The sequence below is a fragment of the Mesorhizobium sp. M1A.F.Ca.IN.022.07.1.1 genome, assembly GCF_003997575.1.
Taxonomy (GTDB): domain Bacteria; phylum Pseudomonadota; class Alphaproteobacteria; order Rhizobiales; family Rhizobiaceae; genus Mesorhizobium.
Genome location: NZ_RZST01000006.1, coordinates 1 through 13,710, shown reverse-complemented (window position 1 = coordinate 13,710; position 13,710 = coordinate 1). Strand labels below are relative to the sequence as shown.

The window sequence follows — 13,710 nt, the reverse complement described above, 5'->3', positions numbered from 1 at the left end:
AGTCCTGGCTCGTGTCGTCTCACCGTATCTCGCGGACCGTACTCCCAATCGAATTGCAGACGAGACCTGGTTGAAGACGTGGCAGAGGTCGCTCGCCGTCGTGCTTGGTTCCTGACGGAACCGCTTTCCTAAGCCCTGAAATACCAAGCTAACTAGACAAGAAAACCTAGTCGAAGCCGAGCGGAAAGCTGATGTTGTTCGAAAAAAATAATGCCATATGTTCCAAATGATTTAGTTGTGCCACATGTATCACAAGTATTACATGTATCAGACGTCCAAATTAAGTGGTATTTGCGCAACAGTAGCGAAGGATACTATTGGCTAGCGATTTAATTCGACAGAAACTTTATTGAAGAATCGCGACTCATGGGTAATCCATTTGCGCAGAGGTGGCGTCCCGCGCTGCTTCTTAAGCTGGGGACGAAGGCGGAAATTTTGGCCAGCCCCTTTAACTTTACTGGAGGTCCAAAAATGAACATCAAGAGCCTTCTTCTCGGCTCAGCTGCGGCCCTGATCGCAGTCTCCGGTGCTCGCGCCGCCGACGCGGTGACGGTCGCCGAACCGGAACCGGCCCAATACGTCAAGATCTGCGACGTATACGGTTCGGGCTACTTCTATATCCCCGGCACCGAAACCTGCCTGCGCATCGGCGGCTATGTCCGCTATGACATCGGCGTGGGTGACCGAGAAGGTGTGCAGAACGTTCCGGATCGCCAAGGCGACGGGAACAACGATACCTACTACAAGCAAGCCCGTTTCACGCTGAAGACCTGGACCGGCCAGGAAACCGAACTCGGCACGTTGAAGACCTACACCGAGACCCGCTTCAACTTCGGCAACAGCAGCGGTGATTATCTCGGCACCGACTCGACTGATTGGCAGGCTCGCAACAAGGGCGTCTCGCTGAACTTCGCCTGGATCCAGCTCGGTGGCCTCCGCGTCGGTAAGGACGAATCGGCCTTCAATACGTTCATCGGCTACGCAGGCAACGTCATTGACGACACGATCGTCCCCTACGGCGATTTCGACACCAATGTCGTCCAGTACTACTTCGATGCCGGCAACGGCTTCTCGGCCGTGGTCTCTCTCGAAGAAGGCGACGGCGACTATACGATCGACAGCTATGTTCCGCATGTTGCCGGCGGCGTGAAGTACACGCAGGGCTGGGGCGCCATCACCGGCGTGCTTGGCTATGACAGCAACTATGAGGAAGTGGCCGGAAAAGTCCGCCTGGACATGAACGCCACCAACGAACTGTCGTTGTTCGCCATGGGCGGTTACGGCTCGGACTCGAACGCCGACCACAACTTCTACAAGCTGTGGGACGGCAACTGGGCAATCTGGGGCGGCGGCACCTATCAGTTCAACAAAAAGACCTCGTTCAACGTCCAGGCGTCCTATGACGAAGGCAAGACGTTCGGTCTGGCTGCGAACATCGCCTATGATATCGTTCCGGGCTTCACGGTTACGGCCGAGGCCGATTATTTCAGCAAAGGCACCAGTGTCTATCACGCTTCTTCGGACGGAATTGGCGGGATACTGCGCTTTCAGCGCTCGTTCTAGACCTCGTTTGGTGGCAAGGTCCGCAGCGTCGGCTGCGGACCTTCAGACCTCTGACGAACCCCGTCGATTTTCGGCGGGGTTTGTTTTGCGGCCTGATCGACCTCAGCGAATTGGTGTCAGGAGAGGACGCCAGGATGCCGCCGCGGTAGCCTGAGCCTCATGCGAGGCCGGTTTGAGAGGTTGATTGCGATCTTTTCATGTTCGGAGCTGCGGCTGCCAAGAGGCACTGCCAGGCGACGCTCGTTCGTCCCCGGGAGCGGGCGTAGCGGTGACCAAAGAGAAGCTTGGCGTCGGCGAAGGATATCCTGGCCGTCTCCGCGCCCGGCCTTATGTCAACAAGCGATTTTTTGGCAGGCTGCTAGCTTCGGCGGAGGCAAAAATCGGATGGGAAACTTAGAGATGCCGCTTCAGAAATCGTCGTCTCCCTTGCGCGGTGCCGGAAGGATACGGCGGAAACGTCACAAAAAAAGACTTACGAGAAACATTCGGACATGCATGGAAATAACCCGGAAAAGTCCGCCTGTCAATTTAACGGAGCGAATCATCTGTTTACTTGCACAAGATAGTTCAATAGCGCCAGCGGAGAGACCATGTGCAACCTGGGGAGCTTGGAGCAAACTGCGTGCAAACTCCTTTTCTTCGTATCCTCGCTTGGGATGGCGTATCTTGTTACCTTGGCTGAGCTACCCAACGCTGAAGCAGGCAGCAGCCAGACTGTGGAAAGGCAAGGTCAAGGTGGGGTACAGCGTGTAAAAATCGGACTGAACAAGGCTTTGGTGCTGGATATTCCCGGGGACGCCAGTGACATTCTGGTCGGCAATCCTTCTGTGGCCGATGCTGTAATGCGCACGGCTCGCAGGATATATCTCTTTGGCAAGCAGGTCGGTGAGACGAACATCTTCGTGTTCGACGCCAATCAGGAGCAAATTGCCAACATCAACCTTGTCGTCGAGCGCGATGTGGCCGGCTTAGAGGCCTACCTGAAGCGCTATATCCCAAGCTCAAAAATCACCGTTGAACTCCTGAACGACAATGTCGTGCTAACCGGCAGCGTCGACACTCCGCTGGACTCTTCGCGTGCCGTGAGCCTCGCGGAAATATTTGTAAGCGGCGGCGAAGCGACCACGGGCCAGTATTCGCAAACCGCAAGCGGCGGCTCATCTCAAAGTGGGGTGACGATTAACAACCCGGATAGCGAGCGGCGGGACAGCAAGATCGTGAACCTGCTGACGATATCTGGCGACGATCAGGTTACCCTGAAGGTGACTGTCGCAGAAGTTACTCGCGCAGTGATGAAGCAACTGGGCGTGAACCTCACCGCGTCTGGTTCTAGCAACGGCATCAGCTGGGGTGCTGTGAGTGACAATCCATACGGTCTTGGAAAGGCGCTTTCTAACACAGGGGTCAGCATCAGTTCCTCCGGGCTGGACGCTTCAATCAATGCGATGGAGCAAGCCGGTGTCATGAAGACACTTGCCGAACCAACGTTGACCGCGGTCTCGGGTGAAAAAGCGACCTTCCGGGTTGGGGGTGATTATAATATTGTAAAGAGTTCATCGACGGATAGCGATGGAAAGACAGACTATAGCACAGAAACCGTGGAATATGGAATTGGCCTCGAGTTTCAGCCGGTTGTTCTTGCGGCTGGTCGTATAAGTCTTAAAATCCGCACCCAGGTGTCCGAGCCGACACTAGAAGGTTCGGTATCCATCGCTGGGAGTTCGACTGAAAGTGACAGCGGAAGCAAGAGCTACGCGGTGGGTTCAAACATTTTGTCCATACGCAAACGCCTTGCGGACACAACCGTCGAGTTGCCATCTGGCGGGTCGATGATGATAGCCGGTTTGGTGCGCGATGACGTTCGGCAAGCCGTGAGCGGCTATCCTGGACTTTCTAAAATCCCGGTGCTTGGCACATTATTCCGAAGTCGGGATTTTGTGCGCAACGAAACTGAACTGGTTATCATCGTAACACCATATCTAGTGCGCCCAGTGCCGACGAAGGATTTGTCTAAGCCAGATGATAATTTTGAGCCGGCCGGGGATGCAGCAGGAATGTTTTTGGGGGAGATTAACAGAATATATGGAGTAGGTAATATGAAGAAATCCGGAGAAATATACTACGGGTCAGTTGGCTATATTTACAAATGAGAATTGTTCTATATTTAATATCAAAAAAATAATGGCGTTACATTCGGCCGTACACGCCGGCTCGTTCTTCGCTGGTACAGCTGTCGATCACCCCGGTTCGCCGGCGGTTCATAACGCGCCCGGAGAGGAGTCGACACTTATAGACGGGGCCACGCCAACTTTGAAACATACATATGGTGATTGGACCGTGCAGTGTCGGATCGTGAAGGGGCATAAGGGTGACCTAGGATTCGGTAGTTCCGACCGAAGGACACGAACCGACATGATTGCTTCCGCGGATTCTGAATTCGCCTCGTCAACCAGTTCCGCTGAGCCTGCACGACGCGCTAAATCGCGGACAGTCCTGACCATTGTCGCGATTGGGTGAGCGCGCAAGACATTGAATTTATTTAGGTTGATCACGTGATGTTTTCTCGCTCGCTGGTGGCCACTGCAATGGTCGCATTTGCCTTGTTGGTTTCGTCCTGTTCCGACGTCCTGATCGCGCCCCCTTCTGCAGATCTACCTGCCCGTTTCGCGGGGGCGCCGCCGAAGCCGCAGCTGCATGTGTCGCCCATAAAGGCGGAGTGGTGGTCGGGATTTGCAGACAAGGAGCTGGCAGTTCTGATCGCAACGGGCAGAAGTCAAAATCCTAGGCTTCGACAGGCATCGGCGAAGGTCGAGCAGGCTCGCGCCGAGGTTGGTATTGCGAGCTCGAGCCTTTTCCCCTCGCTCAGCGCGGGAGTTGGCTCATCACGCGGCGACAAATACGGCTTCGGCACCAGCCACAGCAACAAATACAGTACGGTGTCCGGCGATTGGACTGTGGATCTCTTCGGCGCAAAGCATGCGCAGAAACGCGCTGCGGAGGCGAAACTCGCCGCGGCGATATCGGACCAGACTCAAGCCGAAAACGAACTTCTTGCATCGATTGCGTCAACTTATGTCGATGTCCGGTATTATCAGCGACGCATTCAAATATCGGAAAGACACGGTGGCAAACCGGCAGCGCAGTCTCGCCTTCGTGCGCGATAGTCAAGCGGCAGGTAACTCAAGCGACCTTCAGATCGTTCAGGGCGAGCAACTCGTCGCTAAAGCAGCTGCATCAATTCCAAATCTTGAAGTTCAACTGGGATCCTCAATCGACGAGCTTGCATCGCTGACGGGGCAGTCCGTTGCGGACCTGAAGATTACGCTGAGGAAGGGGAAGGCTCAGCCGATCCCTCGATATAAGATCGGTGTTGGCATTCCTGCCGACGTCATACGCAATCGTTCGGACATCCAAACTGCGGAAAGCAATTTCGCGGCTGCGGCGGAGAATGTTGGTGTCGCGCAAGCCGCATTTTATCCGAGCCTGGATCTGTCTGGCTACCTGACGCCAACCCAGGTTATCGATAGTGGTCACGTCAACGTCTGGCTGATCGCTGCCAACTTCACGGCGCCGATTTTTGACGCAGGCAAGAATAAGGCCAATCTTGCCGATGCCAAAGCTAAGCTGGAGGAAGCTCGTGCGGCATGGAGTTCCGCAGCGCTCTCCGCAATCGCGGAGGTCGAAAAGTCGCTGGCCGCCTACAACAAGGATGACCAGAACGTCGCCGCGCAGCAAAAGCTTGTTTCTACATCGCGCAGAATGATCGAACTCGGGCAAACCAGTTTCAAGCTCGGCGCAGGCCCCATCTTTAACGTGCTGGATTCGCAGCGCGACTACTTGGAGGCGCAGGAGTCGCTCGCCGAGGCGGTGCGTAGTCAGGCAGAGCATTATATCTCTTTATGCAAAGCGGCACCGGCGGCAAAATAGAGCATAGTCTACCCACCGGGGTCGTCATCTCAAACCTTAAATCTGGGCGCCGGAGGAAATTACCGCCATGCGACATTTTGGTAGAGATCCAATATCGGTGTTCTCGACCAAACCTCTCGAGCACGGAGGAGTTGTTCCGATTGCCGAACACATTCCGCGATGGATGATTTTTACTGCTATAGACGAGTGTATCCCATTCTCAAACGGAACGGACGTGCCGATCATGACGGCTCTTCAGATCTTGCTCGACTGATCAGCGCTCGCATTTTGTCGCTGACGCGGTCGGTGCGCGACAGCGGATGGTCCGTTCCCTTGCGGCCCGCGAGGGTTTGTCGTGACGCGCCGGAGGGAGACAGGAGCGCTCCGTTCGCTATCATGGCGGCGGCGAGCAAGGTGCCGATCAGATCATCCGGCACGGTCCAGCTCGCCGTCATCGGACGCTCGAACATCCGGCCCGTGCCATAGGGTGCATCTACGGCGCGGGTTGCGTCGAGCTGCTGCTCCGTTTCAATACTCTCACCAACGATGACAGGTGTCAGGCAAGCGGCGAGCCGCAACAGCGAGAGTAGACCAGCACCATCCGCAGGGATCCGGTTCTGGCCACCAAAGCAGATGCGATCTGTGGCGCGGCCAGATACACCGCAAGTCTTCTTGGGTGACTACCGCGGCATACTGATGAGGGCTTATCTCTTGAATGTAGCTGGCGCACGCGCGGCGCCTCGGTGGCGCAGAGACACGATTTCTATCCGCGATTGTGCATAAGAACTAAGTTTTTCGGGGGGCTGCTATCGACAACGTGGCAGCCCAAGCGGGCGGAAAATTTTGTGGCTAAATCTCGCCAAACAGCAGCACCGCAACGTTCGTTTGCAAAAATCCCCATTGCGGAAACGCTTCGATACAAAATGGACTAATTCGAGATACGTGCGCTTCCTAAAATTAGCCCCCGACGTCAGGAAGATCGCATGAAAAACAAGCTCATAACTATTTTTAGCAACTATGCTGGCCTCGACGAACGTCCCGCCCCTGGCGCGGCGCTGCGGGTCGCTCGGCTCGTCTCCCGAAGAACAAGCGAGTAGTCCTCAGAAGGCCGGTTTTGACGCTGTTCCGGGCCGTCCTCCGCATCCGGCCGCGACCGAGAAACCAGCCTTCTTGTCCCTGCTTTTCCCAATCATAAAAGGATGTCTCGGTTTGTTCAGGTTTTTATACGTCTCCTTGGCGATAGCTTTGTTTGTTGCTGTCGACAGTGCGCGGGCTGCCGTGGTTTCCAGTGTCGAGGTGATTGGCAACCAGCGTGTCGATGCCGACGTCATCCGCGACTACGTGTCCATAAAGCCCGGGAAGGAATTCTCCAGTGCCGACATGGACAATGCGGTCAAGGCGCTGTTCGGCATGGGACTGTTTTCGGACGTTGAGATCAACCAAGTTGGATCCAAGCTTATAGTTAAAGTTTCGGAGTACCAGATCGTCAACCAAGTCCTCTTCCGGGGTAACAAGAAACTCAAAGACACGCAATTAGCTTTGGGAATCCAATTGAAGCCACGGGGCTCGTTTTCTCAATCAGCGCTTGATGCCGACGTTCAGGCGATCAAGGCTGCCTACAAGAAAATCGGCCGCGATCACACCGCTGTGACCTCACAAGTCACGAAGCTCGACGAAAATCGTGTGAACGTGATTTTCACCATCAACGAAGGGGATCGCACCCAAATCACGGCCATTAACTTCGTCGGTAACGTCGCTTTTTCAAGCCGGCGTCTATCGGATGTCATTACGACCAGACGTACATCTTACCTGTCATTCCTTCTTCGCGACGACGTCTATGACGAGGACAAATTACGCGCTGACCAGGAGCTGCTGCGACGCTTCTACTACAATCACGGTTATGCCGACTTCCAGGTCGTCTCTGCGGTCGGTGAACTGGACGAAAACACCAACAAGTATACCGTCACGATCACCGTTCGGGAAGGCGAGCGCTACGCATTCGGTGATGTCAATGTCGATAGCACGCTCCCCGAGCTCGACGGCAAGGCACTGGAGTCGGTGGTCGAAACCCATAAGGGCGACATCTACAATGCCAAGAATGTCGAGGACACTGTCACCGCGTTGACCGAGAAGGTTGCCGGTTCCGGCTATCCTTTTGCCCAGGTAACGCCGCGCGGCGCTCGCAACTTCGATAACCGCACCATCTCAGTTGTCTACACGATCGATCAGGGCGCCAAGGCCTATATTGAGCGCATCGAGATCCGCGGCAATCAGCGCACGCGCGACTATGTCGTGCGCCGTGAGTTCGAGGTCAGCGAAGGAGACGCCTTCAATCAGATCCTAATTCAACGGGCAAAAAAGCGGCTGGAGGCGCTTGACTATTTTGAGAAGGTCGACATCACCGCCGAGCCCGGATCGGAGCCCGACCTCGTCGTGATTGTGGTCAACCTGTTCGAGAAATCGAGCGGCGACTTCTCGATCGGCGGCGGCTATTCAACAGGGTCCGATCCGGGCGTGACGCTTGAAGGGTCGATTACCGAGCGCAACTTTCTAGGCCGCGGCCAGTTCATCAAGCTATCAGCGTCCGGAGGGAGCAGTTCGCGGGACTACAGCCTGTCTTCCACCGAACCCTATTTCCTTGGACGGCGCATCTCCGCCGGCTTCGACATCTACAAGCAGACCAGGGAATATGACCACTACGATAGTGACACCTTGGGAGCGACCATTCGCTTCGGCCTGCCGATCACCGACAGTATTTCAACGCAGCTCGCCTACAACATCTCGCAGGAAAAATACTCCTATCCGGATGACTGCTTGAGCGATGGATCGCTTGATCTTTCTAAGTGCAACGTCTCCCAGGCTATCCAGCAGGGCGTGGCGGAAAGCCCGTGGGTCAAGTCGTCGGTCAGCCTTGGTCTGGTCTACAACACCATCGACGACATGAAGAATCCGCATGAGGGGCTCTACGCCAACTTCACTACGGAAGTAGCCGGGCTCGGTGGCGACGCGAAATTCGTCAAGTTGACCGGTCGGGCAAGCGTCTACCAGACCTTGTCCGAACAGATGGATCTGGTCGGCCTTATTTCGGCCGGCGCCGGCCATGTAGAGGGCTATGGCAATGACGGGCTGCGTATCTTCGACCAGTTCCAGAGTAGCACCAAAATGATCCGTGGCTTTGCCTCTGACGGCATTGGTCCGGTGGACTCTGACGGGGCGGGCGACCATCTTGGCGGTACCACCTATTTCAATGCGTCGGCCGAAGCGCAGTTTCCTCTGCCCGTCATTCCGGAAAGCTTCGGCCTGCGTGGCGCGGTGTTTATCGATACGGCAACGCTGTATGGCAGCGAAGTCGACTCAGCCTTAGTCAATTCCTCGACCACTGGTATGCAGTGGCGCGCTTCGGTCGGTCTCAGCCTGATGTGGGCGTCCCCCTTTGGCCCAATTCGAATCGACTACGCCGTACCGGTGAAGAAGGAGGCGACTGACGACGTTCAGGAATTCAACTTCGGTCTAGCCACGCGTTTCTGAACGGTGGGCAAGCCGACCAATCGGTACGGAAAAGAGTGTTAGGCATTGGAGCGCGCCCTGAGGTGGACAGTCGTCATGCTGGTGTTTTTTGCCCGTCTGCCGGATGTGTTGATCCTCGAACCGCTATGGCGGCCAGGACGTCCGATTGGAGCAGCGCTTGGTCCGTGCAGGTGGCAATCAGCGGCTGCCGCCCGCGGTCAGAAAATTTGTCGAAGGATTTGCCATAACCTTCTTTGTTTCAAAATATCTCTAGCGGCCATTTTAGCAACATTCCGTTACAAATTTCTCCGTCGATTTAATTACCAATAACTGATAGTGCCGTCCGATGCCTACACTGCTTTTGGAGAGTCGAAAATGGCTAATGGCACCGAAAAGGATTTAATCGTCTCGGTTGCCATGGACATCGTCTCCGCTTATGTCTCGAACAACTCCGTTCAAGTGGCGGATATCCCGGCCCTCATCAGGCGGGTGTACGCTTCGTTGGAGGCTATTTCGGCCGGTCCTGTCGTACCGGAACGTTCAAAAGCTTCTATCCCACTTAAGAAGTCAGTTAGGCCCGATTTCATCATATGCCTCGAAGACGGCAAGCGCTTCAAGGCGCTGAAGCGGCATCTTAGGACCCGTTACGGTCTTACGCTTGACCAATATAGAGCCAAGTGGGGCTTGCCTTCCGATTATCCAATGGTTGCTCCCAACTATGCTGCACTACGTTCGGCACTTGCCAAGTCCGCGCGGCTCGGCCGGCGGGTCTAAGAGTGCTGCAAGCCCAGAGTATCTGTTCGAGCCTGATGACCACGGTGGGGACGGCGATGCGAACTTGTAGAGATTGGACTTCAGGCACGAAAGTCATCTGGTGACCCCGCCGGCAAACATCTGCACTCGGCTTGTTTGTCAAATTCTCTTGGCGGTCTTGCTGATTGGTTGCACTTCAACTCAACGCGTCGCCTATCTAGCCGACGAAGCAAACAGCGCCCAAGTGAGCGGCTTCCATGCCATCCGGACGAACTTGGATGCCCGGCCAGATACGATGGCCAAGCCTCCACAGCGCGCGCACGCTTCATCGAAGGCTGAGATGAATTATCTCGTCATCTCAGGCGGGGGGTCCGGAGGGGCTTTCAGCGCGGGCGTCCTGAAAGCTTGGTCGGAGACCGGAACGCGACCACGATTCGACATCGTAAGCGGGGTCAGTACCGGCGCCCTTATCGCGCCGTATGCTTTCCTCGGATCTTCATATGACGATCGTCTTGTCGATCTCTATACCAGTGGAGTGGCGAAAAATCTCGTCGACGCGAAGTGGTTGCCTACCGGGCTTCTGGGGACAAGCCTTCTGAAGCAGGGACCGCTTCGCAAGATGGTTGAAAGGTATATAACCGAGGATGTCTTGAAAACAGTGGCCGTCGAGTACCGAAAGGGACGCCGGCTGCTCGTGCTGACCTCAAATCTCGATTCGCAGCGAGCCGTGATTTGGGACATGGGCGCAATTGCCAATAGTGGTAAACCCGATGCGCTACGGTTGTTTCAAGACGTGCTAATCGCTTCGGCTAGCATTCCGGGAGTCTATCCGGCGGTCCTTATTCGAGTACATTCTGGAAACCATGTATTTGAGGAAATGCATTCCGACGGTGGTTCTGGCTCTCAGATCCTGGCGGTCCCGGACGGCTTCATGACCTCGGCAAACCCGGCCAAGCCGCGGCCGGGAGTTCGGCTCAATATGTATGTTCTTGTCAACAACGCTCTGATGCCCGAATTTGAAAACGTAAAAAACAATACACTGTCCGTCATGGCGCGCGCTTACTCGATTCAGGTCAAATCTCAAACACGAAGCGCACTTCTGGCAAGCTATATGTTCGCACAACGTGTTGGTATCCGATTTCACGTGGCGTCGATCGATAGACAAATTGATTACTCAGTGCTCGATCCATTCAATACGGAGTACATGCGGTCTGTCTTTAGGCTTGGTTATTCGGAGACCATTGCTGGAAAGTTGTGGAAGGATAAACCCATATTCTCGGAAACGAAGGCAGAATTTGCACCATAGGCGTTGGAGCGCGGGTTTGAGGTGCTCAACTCGCCGATCGGGAGGCCATGGATTCGGCCTGAGAGGTTTCTGATGTCGAGTGCTACGTCAAGCGTTCTATTCAATCCAAGCAGCCTTTGATGGAGCGGCTGGATTACGCCTTCTGTCCCGCTGGCTCGTCAGGCTGGCCGCGATGAGGTCGGCGTGGGACCGCCCGGTGTTCTTGAGGAGCCATCACCGGCTGCCCCGCCAGCGACATCGTCGCGAAATTCTTAGGCGCGGTACTACCTAGCGCAGGACCGGAGACGTTTCTGTCCACGGATCAATTCTCGGTTGACGACACGCTGGTCAAGTCGTGAGCTTCGGCGAAGAGTTCCGAGCGACGGATGGCTCGCCGGGCTTGGCTCCTCACGACGTCCGCTAGATGAGTGCCCGCCCAAGACGATCGAGTTTCGTGGCCGCCGGACGCCGCCGTCCGGCAATCGTTTCGTGGCTGCCGGAGCTTGACGGAACCCGTCTTGTTCCAGAGGGCCGCGGCAAACCACCAGTCAAGCTACATCGCACGCGAGGCGTGATCCTCCAGCAACTGAGACCGCGAAAGGAAGTTTGGCCGAGAAACGCGCCGTTACAAAATTGCACCGGATAGAAACATTCGGATAAAAGGCGAAATAGATCAGAAAAGTTTGGCATTTACATTGTGCTGTAACGCCATTGTGGAGAGTTCGACTCGCTTGCTGGCGAGGAGGAATTCTCGAAGCTTCGCTGGGTGAAAGAAGAAATATGAATCGATCTTGCTGCAGGAAATAGTGCAGCCAGAGTCAAGGGCTGTTGGGATGCCGCGGGGCAGCCGATCGAACCGAAGTGGAAAAAAACAGTGGTAATGCAAGCCGCATGGGGGACTCGATGCAACGCTACAAGCTAATCGTGCTCAGTAGCGCGGGATCCGGAGATGGAAATGAGAACGCAATCGCGGATTCGCATCAAAGCGACGTGCTGCAAGTTCCCGGTATTGTTAGCGCGCAACAGTTCCGTCGCGCTGAACACCCTGAGAATTCGATGTGGAGTGAATGGAGCCACATGGCGGTTTATGAATGCGAGGCCAAGGACATCGGACTGGTTATCGACGAGTTGAAGGCGCGGTCGGATGCTGGAGATATGCTAAACAGCGCGACGCAGGCATCGCCTTACATCGGCTGCTTCGTGCCTGTGACCGACTTAAAATGCCAGGTAGAACCCGTTCGGCCTACAACCAAAGGGGCACGATGGGTAAGGGACAAGAACACCCGTCAGGCTCTGCCAAGCGCGACCCGAGACTCTGATTCTGATGTGATCCAGGCGGGATGGACGGCAGTTGACTCGAGACGGATCGAGGACTGGGCAGGTCCGGTTGCCGGGCCAACCTATCTCGAAGCAAACCTGCAGATACCAAGATCGACATTGCACCGCTGGCAGCGGCGCAACCAGGTTATTGCCCTGCGCAGGGGGCTTGGCAGACACGTCTTCCCGCTGGCTCAGTTCGTTGATGGCAGACCCGTTTTTGGAATGACCGACATACTGGCGATGGCAAAGCATCCTCGGCTGGCTTGGTTCTGGCTCGTGTCGCCATCGCCATACCTTGGGGGCCGTCCTCCTATTGAATTGCTCAGACGAGACCTTGTCGAAGACGTTGTGCGAGCCGCTCGTCATTCCGGGTTGACAGGAGGTTGAAGGACTAGCGATCTGGTTCTGAGAATTTGTTTTCGCCGTTACGCGATCCTCCCGGTGAGGGCCACATCGCGTAGCAAATGTGAATCCGGTTCGAGAGCGGGTGATCGAGCGACACGAGCGGCCCATTGTAGCCGATGCCAATTCGCCCCTCCGCTCGGCCAATTAGCGTCGCGCTGATGAACCGGGGGGCAGGAAATCGATCTGTCGCTATTTTGAACTTCCTATTTCAAGCGAATCGCCAACCTGCTTCGGGCCGTGAAGGATTCGCGACATCGTCGGTCAGCGCATCTCGGAAGTCGACAGCGAGACTGTCGACCTCACCAGCAATGACCGTCATCACGACGCGATGCATCAAAGATGAAGCAAGAGCGGTCGCTTGCGGGCTGGAGGCGACCAACGGCGAGTCCCTCGACGAGATCTGCCGCCGCGCCAAGTCGGACGGGCTTTCAGCTCCTGCTCGATGGGTCGCTCGGCAAATACTGCGATCGCGTTGTGCGACTGGCCGTGGCATCCGCCAAGTTCACACCCCGATCACACCCATTCAGCCGCGGCAGTACATCTATCGATCCCACTTGTATTCGGGACCCATCCACATTCTGGCCCCAGTCGCCGTTAATAAACTTTGTATAGACAAATGGCGGCGGCCAACTGGCCCGCCCCATAAGCCATGTTCCCCAGCTGCTACCCGAGGCACTCGCGCGACGCGGGCGAAAGCCGAACTAAACAATACCAAACTGTGCTCATCGATCGTCGGGATGGGGCGTGAATCCCATTGATTGGGATCATTGAAATGGAGACCGTCGTTTGAAGTTTTTGTCCTACTTATTGCTGGTTCTCGTCGTCCGGACGAGCGTACCCTGCATCGCCTATGCCGAGCTAGGTGCGACCAGCCAAGACGGGAATGCATCGGCTACCATAGAGCAGCGAAACGCCGAGCTCGAGATCATCTCGAACTCTGTTTCCACCAACACGGATTCACAGGCATTACG

At 55.6% G+C, this 13,710-nt stretch carries 10 protein-coding genes; 9 read left to right on the top strand and 1 reads right to left on the bottom strand.

The genetic code is table 11. From position 1 onward, the window contains the following. Positions 1–471 precede the first annotated feature (471 nt). From EOA75_RS02170 to EOA75_RS02155, 4 genes are all read left to right on the top strand, one after another. On the top strand, positions 472–1,563 hold the full coding sequence (locus EOA75_RS02170; protein WP_127323506.1) for a porin: 1,092 nt from the start codon (positions 472–474) through the stop codon (positions 1,561–1,563). A gap of 590 nt (positions 1,564–2,153) precedes the next feature. Next, the gene (locus EOA75_RS02165) at positions 2,154–3,713 is read left to right on the top strand and encodes a type II and III secretion system protein family protein (RefSeq protein WP_245466541.1); all 1,560 of its coding nucleotides are present in this window, start codon (positions 2,154–2,156) and stop codon (positions 3,711–3,713) included. A gap of 435 nt (positions 3,714–4,148) precedes the next feature. Next, positions 4,149–4,727, top strand: a complete 579-nt coding sequence (locus EOA75_RS02160) for a TolC family protein (RefSeq protein WP_164747243.1) — start codon at positions 4,149–4,151, stop codon at positions 4,725–4,727. After that, positions 4,687–5,490 carry a TolC family protein gene (locus EOA75_RS02155; protein ID WP_164747242.1) on the top strand — a complete coding sequence of 268 codons (804 nt, stop codon included), beginning with the start codon at positions 4,687–4,689 and terminating at the stop codon, positions 5,488–5,490. Before EOA75_RS02160 ends, EOA75_RS02155 begins: the two co-directional genes overlap by 41 nt. 221 nt (positions 5,491–5,711) lie before the next feature. Here the strand turns inward: EOA75_RS02155 and EOA75_RS02150 are convergent, their stop codons facing one another. Then, positions 5,712–6,047, bottom strand: a complete 336-nt coding sequence (locus tag EOA75_RS02150) for a hypothetical protein (protein ID WP_127214146.1) — start codon at positions 6,045–6,047, stop codon at positions 5,712–5,714. A 667-nt stretch (positions 6,048–6,714) separates the two neighbouring features. On the opposite strand from EOA75_RS02150, the gene bamA reads away from it, so the two are divergent. From bamA to EOA75_RS34455, 5 genes are all read left to right on the top strand, one after another. Further along, entirely contained in the window at positions 6,715–8,997 is a 2,283-nt protein-coding gene (gene bamA, locus EOA75_RS02145; RefSeq protein ID WP_245466540.1) for an outer membrane protein assembly factor BamA, read from the top strand. 354 nt (positions 8,998–9,351) lie between these two features. Beyond that, entirely contained in the window at positions 9,352–9,750 is a 399-nt protein-coding gene (locus EOA75_RS02140; protein WP_127323503.1) for a MucR family transcriptional regulator, read from the top strand. A 100-nt stretch (positions 9,751–9,850) separates the two neighbouring features. Further along, on the top strand, positions 9,851–11,035 hold the full coding sequence (locus EOA75_RS02135) for a patatin-like phospholipase family protein (RefSeq protein WP_245456885.1): 1,185 nt from the start codon (positions 9,851–9,853) through the stop codon (positions 11,033–11,035). A gap of 882 nt (positions 11,036–11,917) precedes the next feature. After that, the gene (locus EOA75_RS02130; RefSeq protein ID WP_245456883.1) at positions 11,918–12,721 is read left to right on the top strand and encodes an antitoxin Xre/MbcA/ParS toxin-binding domain-containing protein; all 804 of its coding nucleotides are present in this window, start codon (positions 11,918–11,920) and stop codon (positions 12,719–12,721) included. 804 nt (positions 12,722–13,525) lie between these two features. Then, positions 13,526–13,710, top strand: a 185-nt coding sequence (locus tag EOA75_RS34455) for a hypothetical protein (protein ID WP_206516954.1), incomplete at its 3' end; no start/stop codon positions are given.

Bases quoted from the DNA above. Each gene is read 5' to 3' on its own strand.
- EOA75_RS02170 (WP_127323506.1), top strand. From the start codon at position 472: ATGAACATCAAGAGCCTTCTTCTCGGCTCAGCTGCGGCCCTGATCGCA.
- EOA75_RS02165 (WP_245466541.1), top strand. From the start codon at position 2,154: ATGTGCAACCTGGGGAGCTTGGAGCAAACTGCGTGCAAACTCCTTTTC.
- EOA75_RS02160 (WP_164747243.1), top strand. From the start codon at position 4,149: ATGGTCGCATTTGCCTTGTTGGTTTCGTCCTGTTCCGACGTCCTGATC.
- EOA75_RS02140 (WP_127323503.1), top strand. From the start codon at position 9,352: ATGGCTAATGGCACCGAAAAGGATTTAATCGTCTCGGTTGCCATGGAC.
- EOA75_RS02130 (WP_245456883.1), top strand. From the start codon at position 11,918: ATGCAACGCTACAAGCTAATCGTGCTCAGTAGCGCGGGATCCGGAGAT.